Source organism: Leptospira dzoumogneensis (assembly GCF_004770895.1).
GTDB lineage: Bacteria > Spirochaetota > Leptospiria > Leptospirales > Leptospiraceae > Leptospira_B > Leptospira_B dzoumogneensis.
Window position 1 is genome coordinate 133,670 of the sequence record NZ_RQHS01000016.1, and the last position, 19,888, is coordinate 153,557.

Below are 19,888 nucleotides of genomic sequence, written 5' to 3' on the forward strand. Positions count from 1 at the left end.
CTATTCCCTCCTTTACAGAAAGATCCCGGATAATATCCGCAAATTTGCAACAGATTAATATTATATATTTTATTGGACCGAAATGGAAGTTAAGAACGCCAAGGAACTGAAGCGCCTCTCTAAAGAACTTCAAGAGAACTTTTTAAATCGCTGGAAACTTTTGAACCTGGATAAAGACCAGGATCAGCTCAAATCATATAATGATCGTATCGCAGAGCCTAGTTTTTGGGATAACCCTGACCAGGCAAAATCGATCAGCCAAAGAAAAACGGAGTTAGAAAGAAAATTAGAGCCTTGGGTCAATATCCGCCGAGATATATTAGATTTTCCTGATTTAGTCGAACTCACTTTTGACGAAAAGGGAGAAGATGGAGTAGACGAACTCAGTTCAGAATACCAAAGATTAAAGTCTGAATTCGAAAGACTGGAACTTTTGGGTGCTCTAAACGAGCCGGAAGATATGAAACCTGCGTTCTTAAATATACACCCGGGTGCAGGCGGAACGGAAAGCCAGGACTGGGCAGAGATGCTTTTCAGAATGTATCTGAAATATTTCGATAAAAAAGGATACCAGTACAGCGTAGTAGACTTCCAAGAGGGAGACGGCGCCGGGATCAAGAACGCCACCATACATGTGATAGGCGATTTTGCTTACGGATTTATGAAATGCGAAAATGGAGTGCATCGTTTAGTGAGAATCTCTCCTTTTGACGCAAACAAACGTAGACATACTTCTTTCGTATCCGTTCACGTAAGCCCGGAGTTGGATGACGATATAGATATTAAGATAGAAGATAAAGACATCCGAGTGGATGTGTATCGTTCTTCCGGAGCGGGTGGACAGCACGTTAACACCACTGACTCCGCGGTTCGTATCACTCATATTCCAAGCGGGATCGTAGTCGCCTGCCAGAACGAAAGATCCCAGATCAAAAACAGGGATACTGCTTTTAAAATGTTAAAAGCTAGACTTTATGAACTCGAACAAGAGAGATTAAAGGATGATCTGGAAAAAAAATCCGGAGAGAAAAAAGACATCTCCTGGGGAAGTCAGATCCGCTCTTACGTATTCCATCCTTATAATATGGTGAAAGATCATCGTACAGATCAGGAAACCGGAAACGTGCAGGCGGTCATGGACGGAGATATAGAACCGTTTATCATGGCTTACTTAAAAACTCTTTAATGTTTCTCTTGGACTCCTTCTAAAAAGATGGTGACGATCGCATCGAATGCCATCGTATTAGAATAAGGACTTTGGAATAAGTAAGTCGGATTTAAGATCCCATCCACCGCAGCCAGCAGAATATCGATCGTCAGCTCCGGTGTGACATCTTTTCGTATTTGTCCTGCTTTTTGTCCTTCCCGAAGAAGGTCCGCTAAACTCAATATCCTTTGTTTTCGGAACTCCCTCATCGTAACGAATAGATCCGGACGAACCATCTCTATATCTTTAGCGAAGGTTTTAGACATCTTAGATCCCAGATCCGAAATGAAAAATAGGATCTCCTTTAAACGATCGATCGGATCCTTTGACTTATCCTGCAAAACCTTGTCGAATTTTGTTTGGACCTTAGATCTCATAAGCTCGAAAACGGAATCGATAAGTTTATCCTTGGTATCATAATATTTATATAATGTTCTTTTGCTGATACCTATATGTTTCGCGATCTGATCCGTATTCGTTTTTGCAAAACCGGAGGACAAAAAAAGAAGAAAGGTCCTTTCTAAAATTCTTTCTATCATTTTTCCCCCTTTCCATTGGAGATCATACCATCCACAAGTTTGATCTGTCTTTTAGCGGATTTGGCGAAATCAGGATCATGGGTAACCATGATCACCGTGGTTCCTTCGGTCTTATTGATATCCTTAAAAATATCCATTACGATCTTTGCATTCGCGGAATCCAAAGCGCCTGTAGGCTCGTCCGCAAAAAGATATCTGGGTTTCATGACCAATGCTCTTGCAATAGAAACCCGCTGCATTTGTCCTCCGGAAAGTTTAGAAGGAATATGATCCAATTTATCTCCCAGATCGAATCGTTTCAAAAGACGGATCGCGTCTTCTCTTTTTTCTTTCAGTTTTCCCGCTTTTAAAGCAGGCATTAAAACATTCTCCAAAGCGGTAAACTCAGGAAGAAGATAATGAAATTGGAATACAAATCCCATATGAAGATTTCTAAAAGCGTGGAGATCCGTTTGAGATAAGGAACTGATCGTTCTTCCATCTATACTGATCTTTCCTTGGGAAGGATCATCTAAACTGCTGATCAAATACAAAAGTGTACTTTTCCCGGAGCCTGATTTTCCGGTTAAAGATACGAATTCATTTTCTTTGATCTCAAGACTGATCCCTTTGATCACATCAGTAGGAGGTTTTCCGAAACTCTTTTTAACGTTTTCTAATATGATTCCCATTATTCCCCCCGAATGATCTCGATTGGAGAAAGTTTACTAGCGGATCTTGCCGGAAAAATGCTCGCGATCAAAGTAGCAATGAACGCAAGCAAGAATGCTTGTAAATAAATAGAAGGCGCAAATGAAACCATCATCATACCTGATTTTGTCTGCATAAGAGGATTTGAAAAAGATACTTGTTCCAGCCTTCTGCAGATCAAATTCCCAAGGAACATTCCTAAGATACCTCCTGCGATTCCCAGGATCAAACCTTGGATCAGGAATATTTTTAGAATGTCTCCTGCTTCATATCCTATGGACCTGAGGATCGCGATCTCCCTTCTCTTTTGTCCGATCACAATGTTTAAAATATTATAAATTCCGAATCCTGCTACGAGTAGTATAGTTCCGACCAAAGCGTATCGGATCGCATCTTGCATTTTAAATAAGGAAATGAAAGTTGCATTTACATCTTCCCAGCTTTGCACTTTTACATCTCCGGATTCGGCCCATTCTCTTGCCTTAAGAGTTGCTTTAGAAACATCCTTAAGACGCACTGCAATATCGCTGATCCTATTCGGAGTTTGGTTCAAACTTTGGACATCTCCTAAATTTGCGAATGCAGTAGTCTCATCGATTGCCTTGTTTCCCATTTGGAAAGAAGCAGCTATTTTAAATGGAATCGGCTCGGACTTTCCGGTGCTGATATAAACCGTATCGGAGATCCTGGCTCCAAGTAAAAGTCTTAGGCCTTCTCCAATTACAAGTTTGTTCCCGCTTTCTTTGATTTCTAAAAAATCGCCTTGGATGATATTTTCATTAATTCTGGCAACCTTGGCTTGGAACTCGGGTTTTACTCCGATGATCCTTCCTGCTTCCGCAATTTTTCCTCTTCTATATATTACTTTAATTTGAAGTTGAGGAGAACTCGCCTCTACCTCCGGATCCGAGGCAACTTTCTTTTGCCATCCTGCTTGGTTTTCGATCTGTTCAGTGTCTCTTCTTCCTGAAGGAGGGACCGACCAAAAAGGAATTTCCTTAGAATGGAAAAGCACCTGATCCAGATCCTTCTCCCCTATAATTTTTACCTGAGAAGAGATCCTGATATGAGCATCATTATTTACGAGTTGGTCTATTAGATATTCTCTTAAACCCAACATGATCCCTGAGATCACTATATATGCAGTCGCACCTAAGATAATCCCAAGTAAGGTAAAGATAGTTTGTTTTTTACGGGCAGACATCTGCCTAAGAGCGATAAACAACATTTATTTATCCTCCTGGACAAGCACCTTATCTCCTAAACGAACCTCTCCGGAAACAAGTTCGGCATATTCTCCGTTCGTAAGTCCGGTCTCGATCTCTTTTACACGAACTTTACCGTTTTCTAATACTTTAATTTTTCCGGACTGGATCCCTTTGATTGGAACTAATATGACATTTTCTTTGCTGGAAGTTTCGATAGCAACATCTGCGGTCATTCCGGGAAGTATCTCCGGTGGAATTCCAACCGGAGTGATATGAACTTGGAATTGTCCATCTGCAGGATATACTGACTTCACTTCTCCTTCGAAATTTTTATCCCCGAGAGCCTCAAAACGGATCCGGACCTTCTGTCCTTTTTTGACCTTTACTGCGCCCTTCTCCTCTAAAGATACAGTCAGATATCTTTTTTTCAGATCCATCACCGTAACCACAGGAGTTTGAGGAACCACAGTTTCCTTGGTCTCATAAGCAACGTTAGTCACTATTCCTGCAAAAGGAGATCTCATAGTTCCGAAACTATCGAACTCTACAAGAGGAGTTCCTTCTTGGACCTGGTCTCCTTCTTCCACAAAAATTTTTCGAATGGCAGAAGGGATCGCGACCCTGAGATGATACACTTCCGAAGAACTGACAGTCGCAAGACCATAAACGGATTCTATGATAGAGCCTTGGATGATCTCGGAAGTATCCTTGTTGGAATTCCTACCTCTCCAAACAAAAAGAATTAGAAGTAAGATTACCGGAAGAGCGGCCCAAACTAAAAGTTTAGGTCTTTCCTTGAGCTGAAGGATCCAACGATCGAATGGAAGTGAAATTTTCATAGCCTTGTCCTAATACTAGTAGGACGAAATCGATCTCAAAAAGTAAACTATTTTATTGTATTTTAGTTTACATACAAAGATGTCAATTTGGCACCAATGCGAATTTTCTCAAAACCGGAACCTGGCATTGGACCGCGGTGTAGGAATTCCTACAATTGTAAGCAATCAACATTCCACTTTGATTTATATTTACAACTCAGCATGAATTTATAACTATATCGAATCTCGAATTCAGAGGATCTATATGAACAAAACAGTTATTAAAGTTTTATATTGGGCGACCACAGGCCTTATCGCTGTTGGAAATTTATTCGGAGCTTATGCATACACAAGCCAAAGCCCGCAAGTGTTAGAAGGACTCGCTCATCTTGGCTATCCTGGATACTTAGCTTTAATTTTAGGGCCTGCAAAAGGTTTGAGCGCACTTGCTCTTCTTTATCCAAAATTTCCAAGACTGAAAGAATGGGCTTATGCAGGAATCACCTTTAATGTGTTAGGTGCCGGAATCTCTCATCTTCTTGCAAAGGATCCAAATTTCGCGACTCCATTTATTTTCTTGGTTTTGGTCGCGGTTTCTTATACTACTTGGAGAAAATTAGAAGCTGATAAAGCTTAAAATCTTCCAAAGAACTAGATAACCCGCGGGAAAGATTCGGGCGGCCCCCTTCGGGTCGCGCTGCTTCGATTTCGCTTACGCTCATCCGGACACAATGTGTCCGGACTAAAGATCTACGCATCGCTGCCGCTGTTACTAAACCAAGAATATATAGTTCAAGAAAAATCTTAATGTAGGAGCTCCTACAAGAGAGATAAAATTCGTTTGCAAGAATTAAAAATTTCTGATATGCAAATGGCAGCTCTCCCACGAGCCACTCCCCCCAAATCCCAATGCAGGGCGGGGGCGATCTCTGATTCACGTTGGAATTCCGACAGTTCGGGGACTTTGCGCTTCGTACTGCGGCAATCTTCACTACCTACGGGTCATTGCCGAGGACGCGGCCCAATCTTTTCTAATATGAAATGATTGGCTCTCTTCTTCCGAATTGTTTGCCGTATTCTTCCCAGAATTTTCCGTTTGGGTTTCGAGGATTTTTTCGATCTCTGAATTCCGGTTTTAATCCTAATAGGAAATACATCGCAGTTTTTTGTTTATTCTTCACTGGAAGTTTTCCGCGGGACTTGAATTGGAAATATTCGTCGGTTAAATCCACGATAGATTGGGTCACGTTTACTTTTCCGGGTTCACTGTTGGATTCCATTCTGCTTGCGAGATTAACTGTGTCTCCCCACACGTCGTAGGAAAATTTTCTTGCGCCGATCACTCCGGCGACCAAGGGACCGGAGTGGATCCCGATCCTTGCTTTCCAGTTGGGGCCCTTTTTTAGTTTGGATAATTCCTCGAGACGTTCAAGCATTTCCAATGCGGCGAGCAAACTGTCTACTGCATGCGAGGATCTGTAAGAAGGGACTCCCGCCACGCACATATATGCGTCTCCGATCGTTTTCAATTTTTCTAATCTATGCGTTTCGGTTACGGAATCGAAATGCCTAAAACAAAAATCTAATTCTTTTACAAGATCGTTTGGCGTGAGTTTTTCCGCGATGGAAGTGAATCCGTAAAAATCAGTGAATAATACTGTAGCTTGAGTGATCAGCCTTGGCTCCGAACTTCCTGTTTTTTTGAGTTCATCTGCGGTTTCTTTGGGAAGTATATTCAATAATAGTAATTCTGTTTTTGCTTTTTCTTCCTTGAGGGAACGGTCCGCATCCCAGGCGGCCTGTGCTAATTCTTTTCCTATGAATGAAAACCAAGCGACTACCAGGATCAAACTAGTGAAGTAAAAGTAACTTCTGTATTTAGGCTCTAAGCTAAGTATAGGATCGAAAAAATACGGTATGATATGAACGGCAACGAACAAAAGTGCAAGTGCGGCTTCCATGATATAGATGTATTTCTTTTCTTCAGGAGGAAATATATAAAATGGAAATGCAAAACTTGCTATAATGTATAGATCTAATCCTGCTTCCTGGGGCAGGATCCTGGAGATCATCAAAAGCTGCATTGTTCCTACAGCTGCAAGCAATAGCCTCGCAGCCTTATGGGAACGAATAAAATTAAAGAATAATACGAATGCATATCCGAATACATTTACTGTCCAAAGCAGATACAGCCAAATCGGGAATGCCAATCCAAAGGCAGTGAATACGATATAATAAACTAATGTAAAAATTGCAGTGATCAATACCACTGCATTGGTCGCCACTATGTATCTGGCTCCGGGCGCGTCTTCTACTCCTATCGATAATAGTTTTTTCCAGATCCTTTCCGGGATCCGGCAATATTCGAATAAGGTTTTGAAGATGCCCGGAGATTCTTTCAGTCGAGAAAACATTCGACTGCCTCAATCGATCCCGACTGAATCCAAAGAAAATAGATATTTAGTGTTCTTCTCTACGATCGGTTCGTAGATTTCCATAGAAGCCTTTCCGTTCATATCGCAGCCTTTTTCTATACAGACTTTTGTGAGTTCCGGATAAACTTTAAAAATTCCAAGGAAGATAGAAACAAAACTTCTCAAAGGAAAGTCAGCGGTTAGATATCTTTTCTTTTGTATGACCTTGTATTTTAAAGGTAAAGAAAATCCGGAAGGAATTTCGGTAATAGGCTCCGAGAACAAAGCGCCTACTTCACATCTTAATTTTTCCTCAGGAACTGTATTCGGATTATCCTTATAGATGCCGAATAGTTTGTAGTTTTTGATTCCCTTCTCCGGAAATTCTTTTTGGATAGCTTCGAAAGTTTCTCCTACATTTCTATAATTTCCAACTCTATCATGTGATAGAACATAGAATGGTCCTAATGTTTCTTCCTTTACCTGAACGGTATCGAATGCGCCCAAATAATAAAAATAACCAATTCCTGAAACGATTAAGGCAAGAATAACACCTAAAAAAACTTTCAACTTCATCTGGAAACTCCGGAAGGGAATTCTAAACGAAGCATGATACTGATTGCAAGAAAGATTTTGAATGAATTCTGATTTGGATCGGCTTACTTAGAAAACTGAGACCGTTCACTATGGGCTTAAAGAAAATCTATTTCAAACTAGGTTCTAAGAGACCGTATTTCTCTTTTACTTTTTTGATCTGGACTTCCATATCCTTCCAAAGTGTTTCTTTTTGAGGATGGAAGGTAGCATATACACCTTGTCGGATCAGATCCACGATCTCATCCAAGGAGAAGTCTAAAAATCTCCAAAGTTTAAAATATTCATAAGTCAAGTTAACATTAAATATCTCTGGGTCATCCGTATTGATACAAAGAGGAAGACCTTGGTCATAATAATAACGAACCGGGTGGTTCTGTTCTTTACGGACGTATTTTCCGGTAAATACGTTAGACGTAACACAAATCTCTATCGGGATCTTGTTCTCTCTTAAATAATTTACCAGTTCAGGATCTTGGATGGCAGAAGTTCCGTGACCGATACGTTCCGCCTTACAAAGTTCCACAGCTTCCCAGATCGCCCAAGGACCATCGTCTTCTCCGGAGTGAGCGACCGTTCTAAGTCCTGCTTCTTTAGCTTTTTTGAATACTTCTGCGTAGTCGCGGGCCGGTCCCATAAGTTCCGCTCCGCCTAAACCTATCCCGATAACTTCCTTATGTTTGAGTTTGAGAACTCTATTTAAGTTGTTCATCGCATTCTCAGGACCGAACGATCTGGAAACGTCCACAAGAAGTCGGATCTCAATGCCGTCCTTCTCCTTCTCCTCTCTAATACCTTCCACAAGCTGGCTTACCATTTCGTCGAAGTCCAAACCGTTTTGGATAAATTTAGAAGGAGCGAAGAATACCTCGGTGTATAAGATCCTGTTTGCCCTCATATACTCCGCGAGACTTCCCACAAAATAATATAGGTCGGCAGGTTCTTTCACCAAACTTTGAATGAAGAAAAATACTTGGATAAAACCGTTTAGGTCTTTAAAATTAAACTTAGCTTCGAACTCTTCATCGCTGAGTTGGATCCCGTTTTTAACCATGAGTTTTTTCATGGTGTCCTTATTGACGCAGGCTTCTAAGTGAAGATGGATCTCCGTCTTAGGCAATTCTCTGATCAGGTTGATAACATCCTGGTCTTGTAATTTTTTGGAAGAAAGATCCGCAGGTTCCAAGAATGCGGAAGCAGTTCTTTGCCCTGAATCGTAAGCGTCCGAATCGCCTAAAAGCCAGCGAGGCGGGTCCGAGATCTCCAGATCCAAAAGTCTGATCCTTTCGTTCAGAAGATTATTGATCTGTTTGTCGAAAGAAATTTGAAGAGAGGAAGAATAAGGCCGGTCTGCTGGGAGTCTGCTCTTCAGACGGTTCAATTCGGAGACATCCCGGTCTAAGATCCGGATTCTTTCCAAAATTTCTGAGAAGGTCACGCCCACGGGAGCAGGGTAAGTAAAACCCCGTCGGATTTCAATTCGGAAAAAGATTCTGAAGGTTTTCCCCTTATCTTTTCCGGAAATCTTCCGATCCTAAAAGAAGCGCCGGAGGATTTTGTCTCATGATCACAGCAAGAAAAACGTTTTTACCTTTCGCACTCCCCTCGATTTCAGAAAAAGCGATCGAAGAAGTGGCGGCGGTACTGCGCTCCGGCTGGATCACCTCAGGACCAAAAGTAAAAGAATTCGAAGAAGAATTCGCAAAATACACAGGAGCAGAATTTGCCCTGGCTATGAATTCCGCGACCGCAGGACTTCATCTCGCTTTGGAATCCATCGGGCTTTGTTCCGAAGACGCAGTCCTTGTTCCTGCAGTAACATTTACGGCGACCGCAGAGACAGTTTGTTATTTCGGCGCTGAGCCGATCCTGACCGATGTTGATCCGATCTTCAACCTAATGACTGAGGCTACCTTAAAGGAAACCATTGAAAAAGAATGCGTGTTTTCCAAAGGGAATCTGGTTCACAAAAAGACAGGAAAGACGGTGCGCGCAGTGATGCCTGTGCATCTTGCGGGTGCAGTCTGCGATATGGATTCCATCAACTCACTCGCAAAAGAATATCATCTTTATGTAATTGAAGATTCCGCTCATGCATTCCCTGCGGTTCATAAGGGAGAAAGGATCGGAACCCACGGCGATTTTACAGTATTCAGTTTTTATGCCACTAAAGGGATCACTACCGGAGAAGGTGGAATGGTCACAACTCGTCACGCCCATTTTGCGGAAAGAATGAAACTGATGAGACTTCATGGGATCAATAGAGAGACTTACGGTCGTCCGGGCTGGTATTACGAAGTAGTTTCTCCCGGTTATAAATATAATATGAGCGATATCGCTGCGGCTCTCGGACTCGTCCAGCTTGCAGAGGCGGAGGATCTTTGGAGAAGAAGGATCCGAATCGCCGAGATCTATCGCTCCGAATTCGCAGACCTACCTTTTCTACATCTTCCTCTTCCCGCAATCGATGGAGAACATTCTTGGCATTTATTCAGAGTAGAAGTGGATACGGTCCCAGGAAAGATCAACAGAGACATCCTTTGTTCTGAATTACAAAAACGAAATATAGGTTCCAGCCTTCATTTTATCCCTTTATACGAACATCCTTTCTACCAAAGATTCGGATTCGAAAGAAAAAATTATCCGAACGCGGATGCGATGTATAAAAGAACTCTTTCACTTCCTCTATTCGCAGGAATGACTGATGGCGATATCGAAGATGTTGTCACTGCTGTGAAAGATATTTTTACAAATCTGTAGACGCACAAGAAATCAGCCGGAATCAATATTCCGGCGCTTCTTCTACTTAAAGAAAATATAAAATAAGAATACCTTCACAAAAAGTACAAGAAAACCATCTTCCAGGTCGGAAGCTTCTTCCGCTTTTTCAAAAGAAGAAAGTGCAATGATCCATTCTTCCACTTCTTCTGCGATGTCAGAATCGTCGAAAGCAGAAAGATCTATTTTTTTATAACCTGCTTTCGGGATCTCTACTCCGCATACCAAACAAAGATCGGAAATAATATCCAAGGATTCTTCCCGGACCAGTTCTGAAAATTCTCCCATTTCTTTGGTTTCGATCAGGACCGATTGTCCAAGCTCCAATACATCTTCCATCACGGATTCGGAACCTTCTTCATCCGCTAAATCTCTCCAAGAGCGTAACGCTTCCAGCAGAAGGTCCGCAAGTTCCAAAACTTTTTCGGATGCTTCTTTCTTGTCCTCTTCCGACAAATTCTCCGGAAGGCCTTGTAGCCAGGAAGTTTGGACGGCTTGGATGGCCCCTTCTCCGCTGCTTAAATATCTGAGCAGTAGATAAACTAGGGCCCAAACATTCTCCTTATGTTTTTTTACGGAGTAGAAGTTTTGGATGGATTTGAATTCTTTCAGGGCGAATGCCATACTTCTCCTAAATTTTGCCGGGAAGGGGCTAAGACAAGCAGAATGTAAAGAATATCATTTTGCATTTTGCCCGAGGATCTGGAATACTGAGTCTATGCACCGTTTTCTTTTAGGACTGATCCAATTAAACAGCGGAACCGATGTGGATCTAAATCTGCAAAAATGCGAGAACTTCATTCGTGAGGCTGCTTCCGAAGGTGCAAAGCTGATCGGTCTTCCCGAAAATTTTCCTTTTTTAGGTTCCGAAAAGGAGAAGTTGGAAAGAGCGGAAGAGATCAAGACTAAGACGATAGATCTTCTCTCGGATATATCAAAAAAACTGAATATAACTATCCTTGCCGGCGGATTTCCGAACCCGGCACCGAACGGAAAAGTTTTTAATACTTCTATCATTTTCGGGCCGGATGGAAAAGAAAAATTCGAATATCATAAAATCCATTTATTTGATACGGATCCTGGAGACGGGATAGAATATAGGGAATCCAGAACCGTGGAATCCGGCCATATCATTCCGGAAACGTACAAAAGTCCTGAACTTGGAAATATTTCCTCAGTGATCTGTTATGATCTTCGTTTTCCCGAATTGTTTCGCGAAATTATGAAGAAGGATGCGGAAATGATCTTTGTTCCTTCCGCATTCACTAAGATCACTGGACTTGCACATTGGGAAGTTTTGTTAAGAGCAAGAGCGATCGAAAACCAATGTTTTATATTTGCACCCGCACAGACTGGAACTCATTTAAAAGGAAGAGAAACTTACGGACATTCTCTTGTGGTTGATCCTTGGGGAAATATTCTAGGAGATGCAGGAGAAGGAGAAAAAATCCTTTTAACTGAGATTGATTTGGAAGAAGTGCAGGCAGTCCGTAAAAAAATACCTGCACTCAAACATAGACGAAATATATAAAATCTATTCAGTCCACTTAGGATATAATCCCAAACGATCAATCGCTTCTCCGTCATGAGCAGGAACAATATCCAAATTAGGATAAGCTTTTAAAAGAGAATGTACTCTGTATATTTCCTTTCCGACTAGCTCTTGGTCTCTGTCCACAATGGATCTAAGCAATCTGGTCCTATGAGAAGGAAGTTCGAAACCTTCTCTTGCCCAGGTAATATCTCCCGTAAAAAAGAATCTTTTTCCGGAAGGCAAATTCAGGAACATCCCGATATCTCCCGCAGTATGACCTTCCATAGGAACAAATACCACGGAACCATCCCCGAACCAATCCAGACTTTTGGGATAATTCTCATAAGGTTTGGATATAAATCCCAAATTCTTCCATATTATGTTTTCTGAATCTAGTTGTTTTGGTAAATAGCCCTTCTCCACTCCGAATTCTTGCAGATGTTTTCTGCCTTCTTCCGTGGACCAGATCTTGGCTTTAGGAAAATCTTCTACACCACCTGCGTGGTCCCAATGCAAATGAGAGAGAATGATATCCCCGATCTTCTCCGCATCAATCCCGTTTACCTTCAACTGAGAGACCAAAGGATTTGGATTTTGGTAAGCAACCATAGGTTTTACATAAAATCTATGGTCTTTATATTGTTCCTGGATCTGGGTCCCGAGACCTGAATCGAACAAAAAAGTCCCTTTGGGATGTTCCACAAATACAACACTATGATAGATCTGCTTTCTGTGGAATAAAGGACCACCTTCGAATATGAATGCGGAAGATGCCTTCTTCTCCCCTGTTTTAAAGATCGTAAATTTGAGTTTGGTCAATCCGGAAGGATTTTCCAATCTAGGATCCTTGGATAATTTTTCCAACTCGGGAACTTCCGAAACTGCTAGTTTAGGAATTCCTAATGCAGTGCAGAATACTAAAAGTAAAACGGCGAGTATCGCCAAAAAAGTAATTTTAAGTTTCATAATTATTTCTCCGAAACGAGAAGTTTTGCCGTTTTAGAAGCGGATCGTATCGCGTTCGTATTTCGGCTTGTCCTGGAAATCAGAATGGCTCCTTCCAATAAGGAAAGAATGCCTACTGCAAGTTCTGAAGACTTGTTCTCCTCGAATCCGTTCTTCCGGAAAAACGAATCCAATATGGAGATCCAATCTTGGAAAACCGCAGCGCAGGTAGAGTTCACTAAAGAAGGTTCCGAGGCGGTCTCGGAAGCGGTGGTCATGATCGGGCAACCCTTGGAAAAACCGGAGGATACAAGTCTGTATTCCAAAACAGAAAATATCCTTTGGATCCCGGCCGGAACAGATTTGGCGGAATCCAAACCCGCCTTCAATTCCTTGGCCAATTCGTTGCCGGATACCAAGAGAGCTAAGGAAGCCAATTCTTCCTTCCCGCCGGGAAAATGGAAATAGATGGATCCTTTGGGGGTTTTTGCGTCTTCTACGATATCGTTTAACCCGGTTCCCGCATATCCCCCGATTTCCAAACGTTCCGCCATGGCGCGGACCATCTTTTCCTTAGCGATTTCTCCCTTCTGACCCATAAACACTTTGAATCAAATAAAAATAGACCGGTCAACATATTTTTTAGATCGTAAAATCGGATTTTGGATAAAAGTAGAAGGTCCGGGACATTCTTCCTTTCAGAGGGATCTAAAGATTTTTAGGATTTGCCTTCCAGAATTCCGGCCATATGCTCCCGGACTTCTATGATCAATTCTTCTTTGAGTTTTTGTTTGATTGCACTGATCTTCTCTTCGAATTTCAGTTTTTCGCCCATTTGGTGGTATTGGATATCTCCCAATTCTCTGAAAACATGAGTCAGCATATTTCCTTTAAATCCTAAGAAAAAGGCCAACCTTCTATACCAAGGAAATGTATGAGCCAGGCAATTATAACCCACGTTCCGGAAATCTTCCGCGGTAGATTCGTCGGAGAGCAAAGGAAGAAGTTTGTCCTTATTTTTGAATAACATCAATAGAAAGCTCAGGCAGGTCATATTATAAAATGCGAATTTTTCGGATAATTCTCTGAGCATATTTTTGACGAGAGGTTTATCCCAAGGGCAGATAAACAATTCAGGACCATCCGGACCATAATAGATGCAGCTCAATAAAGTGGGATCATGTTGGACCGACTTAATAACTTCAGAATCGAATGGCAGGTCCCTTCCGATAGACAATGACATATAACTTGCCATTGCACCTTTTCCACTCAGTACCACTTTTTTGAGCCCATTCTCCACACTCTTCTCTCTGGCTCCCTTCAGGAACATATCGCTTTCGAGGGACTTTTGAGTGATCACCCTGGACAAACGAAAAAAATCAGAATAAGCTCCTTTGTTCCCGGAGAGTTGGGTCAGCTTTGCAAATTCTTCCGAGTAAATTGATTTTCGGATCAATAAAGGATCGTTATTCAATAAGCCGGATTCGTCGGAAAGAATGGTTTCTCGAATTGAGATGAGTTGCTCTGCAAGTTTAGGATTTTCAGTAACTAGTTTAGGGATCACCTTTTTTTCGTATAATTCGGATATTTGGGTAAATAATGTGTCCGCATCCTGGTCCGGAACATGTATATAACCGCAGGTTGAAGTCCTGGTGAGGATCTCTTCTTCCTGTATAAAGGAATGAATGAGCTTATAATAATCATCCAGCAAATCCTTATGCATTAAGTTTTTATGATATATTTTTCCTAATAATTCTTTAGCCTTGTCTACGTAAGCGTATTTAAAGTGGGGAGTATTTCCCTCGGATAAAGAATACAATACTTCGTTCAGGACGATCTCTCTGTCATTTTGAGTGGTAATTTCGAAATTTCGGATCGTTCCCGCTGATTTTCGGGCGATTTGGAAGAATATATCCCTTACAATTTCCGGACTTCCCTTTTTGGAGGATTTGGCACCCAATACATGAAGTAGTATCTCTAACTCTCCCGTATTCTTTTTGGCATAAATCCTGGGAACAACCAATAACAAACCCTTAGATATCAATTCCGATATTTCCTCCACAAACTTGTAATCTAGTTCAGCGATTGCAGGATATGCAGGAAGTTTGCCTGAATTTAAACCTTCGCTGTTCGTAGACTCTCCTGCTATTAATAAAAGCCTTTCCATCTCAGGGCTAAAATAAGGCCTTTCATCGTTAGGATAAGAATCTTTGGATTTGATCTGTAAATATACCGGCCTGAAAGAAGCGAATTTACCGAACTCAGTGCTTTGTTGATTTTGTTGATCAGATATACTCATTGTTGCCATTGGATCATCCCGAAAGTTTATCAATAATTTTCTTCCTAAATTATAAAGACGAAAATAACGCGGAAATTATTCGGAATTTTAGGATAGTATAATAGATTAAAATTTCTTTATGTTAAGTAAAATTTTATAAGCGTTCCAAAATTAATTCCAACACACTATTCTTACTAAAAAGCTATGTCTTATTATATTTTTTGAATGAATATAGTATACTTATTCTGCTTGCTATACATCCGTGCGGTTACAATATCTCCCCATGATACAACATCCTTGGCACGAGGCCAGTCCCGGCCCAAATCCTCCTCACGAAGTTCATGCACTTGTGGAAATTCCTTCCGGAAGTAAGGCCAAGTTCGAAGTAGATAAGGACTCCGGCCTCATCAAGCTGGATCGGGTACTTTTTGCTTCCGCTCATTATCCTGCTCATTACGGTTTTATTCCCCAAACTCTGGGAGATGATAAGGATCCTTTGGATATTTTAGTTCTTTGTTCGGAAGAAGTTCCCCCGCTTTGTTTGGTACCTGCAAGAGTGGTCGGGGTAATGAGAATGATAGACAGGGGAGAAGGTGACGAAAAGATCCTGGCTGTCGCCTCGGGTGATAGAAGTTTTGACGGGATAGAACATGTCTCTCAACTTCCGAATTCATTTAGAGCGGAGTTGACCCACTTCTTCTCCGTTTATAAACAATTAGAAAAGAAAGAAGTACGAGTAGAAGAGCCGGAAGGCCCCGAGGTAGCAAAAGAGCTGATCCTCAGAGCATTAGATTTTTATAAACAGAAGTTCCCTAAAATATAAGATCAGCCCAAGACCTCGTATACTTCGCTGGACTTGGATTTTCCTTTTACTTTTACTTTGCCTAATTTTTTAAAGGAATACTTTCTGCGATTCTTCAACTTGCGGTATGTACTTTCGCTGAGTAGAAGGTTCGCATGAAACTCCTTGGTCAATCCTTCGATACGAGAAGCAAGATTGACCGCATCGGAGATCACTGTCCCATCCATTCTTTCTTCTTCCCCGATTGTTCCTAACATCAATGTTCCAGTATGAAGTCCGATGCCGATTTGTATAGGTTCATAATGTCGATCCGCTCTGGATTGGTTTAGGCTTTCTAATTCTCTGAGCATTTCCATTGCAGCATCCAAGGCTTGATCGGGTAAACTTGGAAAGAGTGCCATAATTCCATCACCCAGATACTTATCTATGAACCCGCCGTGTTTGCGGATAATCGGTCCCATTTTTCTCATATAAGAATTTAAGAAGTCGAAATTATCTTTTGGAGTCATCTTCTCCGAAAGTTGGGTAAAGGATCTGATATCAGAAAATAGGATGGTCATTTCTCTTTGGACCTGATCTCCTAAACCGATCTCGGTAATATCACTCTTATTCAAAAATTTCAAAAATGCCAAAGGAACAAATCTACTATAGGCTTTGTTCACTTCTAATAAATTATCCGATAAACGTTCTATGTATAAGAATGCCTGGGAAAACCGGAAGGAGAGCAGATAAGACTGGACGAATATGAAAACGAATAATCCTAAAGGAAGATAATATCCCGTATTGATAACTGCCTGAGAATACAAACTATCATTGATAGCGGCCGCGGTTAATGCGATCATTCCTGCGATCGCCATCAAGGAACCTTCCGCTCCATTCCTTACCAAACGAACTAATACGAAGAAGATCCATAATATTGCAAAAATCAAACATACTTGGAAAGGGATCAGAGTATGGGTATAAATACTCGCAGGAGTGACCACCACTATCGTGGATACTATCAGATTAAATCCGATGAAAAACTTTCTTAACTTAGCGGAGAATGAATGAGGATATAATGCATCCAGATAATAAACGAAAAACGGAACGGCCAAGTAGAAAGAAATATATTCCAGTTTATTAAAAAATTCCCAAGGTAGATGAGGAAATTTTTGGATCAGGAATCTTTCTCCGGTAACAAAGATCCTAAGACAGATGCTCGCGCAGAATGCTCCGAAGAACAACCCGGTCATGTCCCTCCTTCTTAAGGAATACAGACCGAAATGGTATAATGCCATGATGATAATACTTCCGAACAAGAACATCTCGCTGAAAGAGCTATTGTCTCTGAAGTTCAGAAGGTCCGCTTCCGTTCCCATTCTAAGAGATTCCCAAAGTCCTCCCTTATAATGATCGAAATTAGAGATCTCTACTTGAAGTAACATCTCCTTGTTCGGTTGTCCGATCGCAACATACAGAGGAAGATATTGAGGACGAGATGAGTTATTGTCCGGACCTACAACACCATTTCCCATGATCTTCTTCCCATCCAAATAGATAGAAGCGGCAGTTCCGGCGCCCTGGAAATGCATCATAAGCCTTCCTTGATTTTGACCAGGGATAATTTTTAAAGTATAAGTCCCATATCCGAAAGCCATCAAAGGATTCATTCCTTCTAGCTTAGGAATTTGATTCCAGTTACCCGGAATATTTACTACATGGATCGCTGCATCCTTTGGTCCAAGATCAGGCCGAGAGACAGCAAGTTTCATCCATTGGAATTTCCACTCTCCATCCAATTTTACGATACCGTCTTCTGCGAAATTCCAATCTCTCAGATCCAAAACTCCGTTCTCCGCAAGAGGGGAAATTTTAGAGGAACTTTTGCTTCTACAAGAGAATAACGTTAGTACCAGGAATAGTATGAGTGGAATAATTTTGAGAGATTTCATATGATATCGATTTGAAATTGGACGACGATTCGCCTTTGTTTTCCTCAGATCGGAAGATGAATTTCCCGGCCCTTTTAGGGAAAGCGGGAGCAATACTAATAAAATTCCGAAATCAATTAAATCAGAAATTTAGAAATTACGAGGGATTTTTGAAAAATTTTTCCGGCGAGAATCTATAACTCTCGTTCGATGAAAAAAATCAGAGGTCTCCCGGATAGGTCCCCGGGAGTTTTATAAGTTAGAATTTTTGTAAGAAGGTTTCCAATATATTGCGGAATTCTTCCGGTTGATCCAATTGCAGCCAGTGTCCAGCATTTGCAACCACAGTATGAGGAAATCCTAAATGAAGTCTATGTAATGCAAATTGATCATCGTTTTCAGATGTGACTATCGCAAGTTTCGGACCCACATATCTTTTTAAAGAATGGTTCGGATCATAATCCAATAATTCGGACGTGATCTTGATCACCATATCTTTAGGAGTTCTGGTTAATTCTCCCATCAGCCTTTCTTTCACTTCCGATCTGGAATTTGCCAATAATTGTTCCCAATAGTCTTCGGTGGTTTGCACATACGCATCCGAATATAATGCATTCTTGATCTGAGTGCGAATTGACTCGGGCAATTTTTTAGGATCACCATTGGAATCCACAAGAACAAGCCCGGCTACTCTACTTGGATTTTCACCTGCGTATTGTAATGCTACACTTCCCCCCATACTATGACCTACGAGTACGAATCTTTGTAACCCCAGAAGATTGACAACTGTAGCTAGATCCTGTGCCATAGAAGAGATCCTATAATCTCCGTCTTTGGGAAATTCGGAATCTCCATGACCTCTAAGTTCTATTCGGACCACTCTTCTGCTTGGAATAAGAGATTCTTTGATCTCTTGCCAATGAGAAACATTCCCTCCGAAAGAATGGATAAACACCACAGGCATTCCGCCAAATCCTTCGTCCTTATAGGAAATTTTCCCTGTAGGGCCATGGACGGATGTTTTGATAATTTCACCTTTACAAAGAACAATGCCAAAAACGGAAGTTGCTAAAGTAATCATAAAAACAAGTATACCAGAATATACATGACAAGTTCTGTCATATTTAGAGATTTATACTAAATTTATGAGAGCTGACAGGCTTCTAAATATTTTATTGCATCTGCAGGCAAAAGGAAGGACCACAGCAAAGGAACTTTCTAAAAAATTAGAAATTTCAGAAAGAACCGTTCATAGGGATATGGAAGCTCTTTCTTCCGCTGGAATTCCAATTTATGCAGAGAGAGGGATCGGCGGAGGCTGGAGTTTAAGCGAGGGTTATAGGACAAACCTTACTGGTTTTAAAAAAGAAGAGGTGATCTCCCTGCTCTTGGTCCATTCTTCTCGTGTTTTAGAAGACTTAGGAAAGAAGAAGGATTTCGATTCTGCTTTCGTCAAACTCATGGCCTCTCTTCCTCCCGCTTATAGAAAGGATGCGGAAACTGCGAGACAAAGGATCCATATAGACGGCCTAGGTTGGGGCCGCGCTATCAGAGAACTTCCACTTCTTCCTATATTACAAGACGCGGTTTGGGAAGAAAAAAAAGTAAAGATCATCTATGAGAAAGAAGGTGGAAAACCGGAACCAAGGATCATAGAACCCTATGGACTCGTAGCTAAAGACACGATTTGGTATGTAGTCGCAAAACGTGGAAAAGAAATGAGAGTCTATCGTATCTCTCGTATCAAAGAAGCCGCAATAACCGCGGAAAGATTTGAAAGACCTAAAAAATTCGATCTAAGCAAATATTGGGAAGAATGGATCAAAGAATTCAAATCAAGAGTCCCTAAATATCTGATCAAAGTTAAGGTCACGGATGCCACTGCGGAACATATCAAAAGTCTTCCTTATATGAAATGCCTGAGCCAAAAACCTATGGCAAAAGGTTTTACAGAAATGGTAATCGATATGGAAACAAAAGAATGGGCGTTAGGAAGTATGCTTCAATACTGCGATTCTGTTTTTGTTTTGGAACCTTTGGAATTACAGGAAGCAATTCGACATAAGGCCAAACAAATCCTGAAAATTTACGAATAAAACTTATTATCCGTCCAATTTATAGAAAGTCAGAAGAAGATTGATTTTCCCGTCAGATCCAAGATAATTTTTGAA

General features: G+C 41.2%; 19 protein-coding genes. 6 read left to right on the top strand and 13 right to left on the bottom strand.

The features are described from left to right. Positions 1-82: 82 nt before the first annotated feature. Entirely contained in the window at positions 83-1,186 is a 1,104-nt protein-coding gene (prfB, locus tag EHR06_RS10590) for a peptide chain release factor 2 (RefSeq protein WP_100711162.1), read from the top strand. Here prfB and EHR06_RS10595 read toward each other — a convergent pair. The 4 genes from EHR06_RS10595 to EHR06_RS10610 are packed head-to-tail and all read right to left on the bottom strand — an operon-like array spanning position 1,183 to position 4,483. Further along, a complete protein-coding gene (locus EHR06_RS10595) occupies positions 1,183-1,746 on the bottom strand; it encodes a TetR/AcrR family transcriptional regulator (protein WP_135756963.1) in 564 nt (187 codons plus the stop codon). The genes prfB and EHR06_RS10595 overlap by 4 nt on opposite strands. Beyond that, positions 1,743-2,417 (bottom strand): ABC transporter ATP-binding protein, encoded by a 675-nt coding sequence (locus EHR06_RS10600; RefSeq protein WP_135756964.1) that lies wholly within the window; start codon positions 2,415-2,417, stop codon positions 1,743-1,745. The genes EHR06_RS10595 and EHR06_RS10600 overlap by 4 nt, the downstream gene beginning before the upstream one ends. Then, positions 2,417-3,664 (bottom strand): ABC transporter permease, encoded by a 1,248-nt coding sequence (locus tag EHR06_RS10605; protein ID WP_135756965.1) that lies wholly within the window; start codon positions 3,662-3,664, stop codon positions 2,417-2,419. The genes EHR06_RS10600 and EHR06_RS10605 overlap by 1 nt, the downstream gene beginning before the upstream one ends. Then, on the bottom strand, positions 3,665-4,483 hold the full coding sequence (locus EHR06_RS10610; protein WP_135756966.1) for an efflux RND transporter periplasmic adaptor subunit: 819 nt from the start codon (positions 4,481-4,483) through the stop codon (positions 3,665-3,667). It lies immediately after the preceding gene. A 244-nt stretch (positions 4,484-4,727) separates the two neighbouring features. Between EHR06_RS10610 and EHR06_RS10615 the strand changes: the two genes are divergently transcribed. Then, positions 4,728-5,099 (top strand): DoxX family protein, encoded by a 372-nt coding sequence (locus tag EHR06_RS10615; protein WP_135756967.1) that lies wholly within the window; start codon positions 4,728-4,730, stop codon positions 5,097-5,099. A 394-nt stretch (positions 5,100-5,493) separates the two neighbouring features. On the opposite strand, the gene EHR06_RS10620 is transcribed toward EHR06_RS10615, so the two are convergent. The 3 genes from EHR06_RS10620 to add form a co-directional block, all read right to left on the bottom strand. Next, the gene (locus EHR06_RS10620) at positions 5,494-6,876 is read right to left on the bottom strand and encodes an adenylate/guanylate cyclase domain-containing protein (RefSeq protein WP_135756968.1); all 1,383 of its coding nucleotides are present in this window, start codon (positions 6,874-6,876) and stop codon (positions 5,494-5,496) included. 9 nt (positions 6,877-6,885) lie between these two features. Further along, positions 6,886-7,446: a GyrI-like domain-containing protein gene (locus tag EHR06_RS10625; RefSeq protein ID WP_167492293.1), complete on the bottom strand. Its 561-nt coding sequence runs from the start codon at positions 7,444-7,446 to the stop codon at positions 6,886-6,888. A 133-nt stretch (positions 7,447-7,579) separates the two neighbouring features. After that, positions 7,580-8,914, bottom strand: coding sequence for an adenosine deaminase (gene add, locus EHR06_RS10630; protein WP_135756970.1), 1,335 nt, complete (start codon positions 8,912-8,914; stop codon positions 7,580-7,582). A 119-nt stretch (positions 8,915-9,033) separates the two neighbouring features. Between add and EHR06_RS10635 the strand changes: the two genes are divergently transcribed. Next, positions 9,034-10,230: a DegT/DnrJ/EryC1/StrS family aminotransferase gene (locus EHR06_RS10635; protein ID WP_135756971.1), complete on the top strand. Its 1,197-nt coding sequence runs from the start codon at positions 9,034-9,036 to the stop codon at positions 10,228-10,230. Positions 10,231-10,272: 42 nt separating this feature from the next. Here the strand turns inward: EHR06_RS10635 and EHR06_RS10640 are convergent, their stop codons facing one another. Then, positions 10,273-10,872 carry a hypothetical protein gene (locus tag EHR06_RS10640; protein WP_135756972.1) on the bottom strand — a complete coding sequence of 200 codons (600 nt, stop codon included), beginning with the start codon at positions 10,870-10,872 and terminating at the stop codon, positions 10,273-10,275. A gap of 94 nt (positions 10,873-10,966) precedes the next feature. Between EHR06_RS10640 and EHR06_RS10645 the strand changes: the two genes are divergently transcribed. Further along, the gene (locus tag EHR06_RS10645) at positions 10,967-11,779 is read left to right on the top strand and encodes a carbon-nitrogen hydrolase family protein (RefSeq protein WP_135756973.1); all 813 of its coding nucleotides are present in this window, start codon (positions 10,967-10,969) and stop codon (positions 11,777-11,779) included. A gap of 3 nt (positions 11,780-11,782) precedes the next feature. Here the strand turns inward: EHR06_RS10645 and EHR06_RS10650 are convergent, their stop codons facing one another. The 3 genes from EHR06_RS10650 to EHR06_RS10660 all read right to left on the bottom strand — a co-directional run bounded on the left by EHR06_RS10650 (position 11,783) and on the right by EHR06_RS10660 (position 15,026). After that, a complete protein-coding gene (locus EHR06_RS10650; RefSeq protein ID WP_135756974.1) occupies positions 11,783-12,748 on the bottom strand; it encodes an MBL fold metallo-hydrolase in 966 nt (321 codons plus the stop codon). Positions 12,749-12,750: 2 nt separating this feature from the next. Next, the gene (locus EHR06_RS10655) at positions 12,751-13,326 is read right to left on the bottom strand and encodes a TetR/AcrR family transcriptional regulator (protein ID WP_135756975.1); all 576 of its coding nucleotides are present in this window, start codon (positions 13,324-13,326) and stop codon (positions 12,751-12,753) included. 119 nt (positions 13,327-13,445) lie between these two features. Then, positions 13,446-15,026, bottom strand: coding sequence for an exonuclease (locus tag EHR06_RS10660; protein ID WP_244288570.1), 1,581 nt, complete (start codon positions 15,024-15,026; stop codon positions 13,446-13,448). 265 nt (positions 15,027-15,291) lie between these two features. Between EHR06_RS10660 and EHR06_RS10665 the strand changes: the two genes are divergently transcribed. Beyond that, positions 15,292-15,828 (top strand): inorganic diphosphatase, encoded by a 537-nt coding sequence (locus EHR06_RS10665; RefSeq protein WP_208757780.1) that lies wholly within the window; start codon positions 15,292-15,294, stop codon positions 15,826-15,828. 2 nt (positions 15,829-15,830) lie between these two features. Here the strand turns inward: EHR06_RS10665 and EHR06_RS10670 are convergent, their stop codons facing one another. Further along, positions 15,831-17,738 carry an adenylate/guanylate cyclase domain-containing protein gene (locus tag EHR06_RS10670; RefSeq protein WP_135756978.1) on the bottom strand — a complete coding sequence of 636 codons (1,908 nt, stop codon included), beginning with the start codon at positions 17,736-17,738 and terminating at the stop codon, positions 15,831-15,833. Between the two features lie 238 nt (positions 17,739-17,976). Further along, positions 17,977-18,798 (bottom strand): alpha/beta fold hydrolase, encoded by an 822-nt coding sequence (locus EHR06_RS10675; protein ID WP_135756979.1) that lies wholly within the window; start codon positions 18,796-18,798, stop codon positions 17,977-17,979. A gap of 64 nt (positions 18,799-18,862) precedes the next feature. On the opposite strand from EHR06_RS10675, the gene EHR06_RS10680 reads away from it, so the two are divergent. Next, positions 18,863-19,813, top strand: a complete 951-nt coding sequence (locus EHR06_RS10680; protein ID WP_135756980.1) for a helix-turn-helix transcriptional regulator — start codon at positions 18,863-18,865, stop codon at positions 19,811-19,813. Positions 19,814-19,888 lie beyond the last annotated feature (75 nt).

Coding starts and splice junctions, on each gene's coding strand:
- EHR06_RS10615 (WP_135756967.1), top strand. CDS start 4,728: ATGAACAAAACAGTTATTAAAGTTTTATATTGGGCGACCACAGGCCTT.
- prfB (WP_100711162.1), top strand. CDS start 83: ATGGAAGTTAAGAACGCCAAGGAACTGAAGCGCCTCTCTAAAGAACTT.
- EHR06_RS10635 (WP_135756971.1), top strand. CDS start 9,034: ATGATCACAGCAAGAAAAACGTTTTTACCTTTCGCACTCCCCTCGATT.
- EHR06_RS10620 (WP_135756968.1), bottom strand. CDS start 6,876: ATGTTTTCTCGACTGAAAGAATCTCCGGGCATCTTCAAAACCTTATTC.
- EHR06_RS10605 (WP_135756965.1), bottom strand. CDS start 3,664: ATGTTGTTTATCGCTCTTAGGCAGATGTCTGCCCGTAAAAAACAAACT.
- EHR06_RS10595 (WP_135756963.1), bottom strand. CDS start 1,746: ATGATAGAAAGAATTTTAGAAAGGACCTTTCTTCTTTTTTTGTCCTCC.
- EHR06_RS10655 (WP_135756975.1), bottom strand. CDS start 13,326: ATGGGTCAGAAGGGAGAAATCGCTAAGGAAAAGATGGTCCGCGCCATG.
- EHR06_RS10680 (WP_135756980.1), top strand. CDS start 18,863: ATGAGAGCTGACAGGCTTCTAAATATTTTATTGCATCTGCAGGCAAAA.
- EHR06_RS10645 (WP_135756973.1), top strand. CDS start 10,967: ATGCACCGTTTTCTTTTAGGACTGATCCAATTAAACAGCGGAACCGAT.
- EHR06_RS10660 (WP_244288570.1), bottom strand. CDS start 15,026: ATGAGTATATCTGATCAACAAAATCAACAAAGCACTGAGTTCGGTAAA.
- EHR06_RS10675 (WP_135756979.1), bottom strand. CDS start 18,798: ATGATTACTTTAGCAACTTCCGTTTTTGGCATTGTTCTTTGTAAAGGT.
- EHR06_RS10640 (WP_135756972.1), bottom strand. CDS start 10,872: ATGGCATTCGCCCTGAAAGAATTCAAATCCATCCAAAACTTCTACTCC.
- EHR06_RS10600 (WP_135756964.1), bottom strand. CDS start 2,417: ATGGGAATCATATTAGAAAACGTTAAAAAGAGTTTCGGAAAACCTCCT.
- EHR06_RS10650 (WP_135756974.1), bottom strand. CDS start 12,748: ATGAAACTTAAAATTACTTTTTTGGCGATACTCGCCGTTTTACTTTTA.
- EHR06_RS10610 (WP_135756966.1), bottom strand. CDS start 4,483: ATGAAAATTTCACTTCCATTCGATCGTTGGATCCTTCAGCTCAAGGAA.
- EHR06_RS10670 (WP_135756978.1), bottom strand. CDS start 17,738: ATGAAATCTCTCAAAATTATTCCACTCATACTATTCCTGGTACTAACG.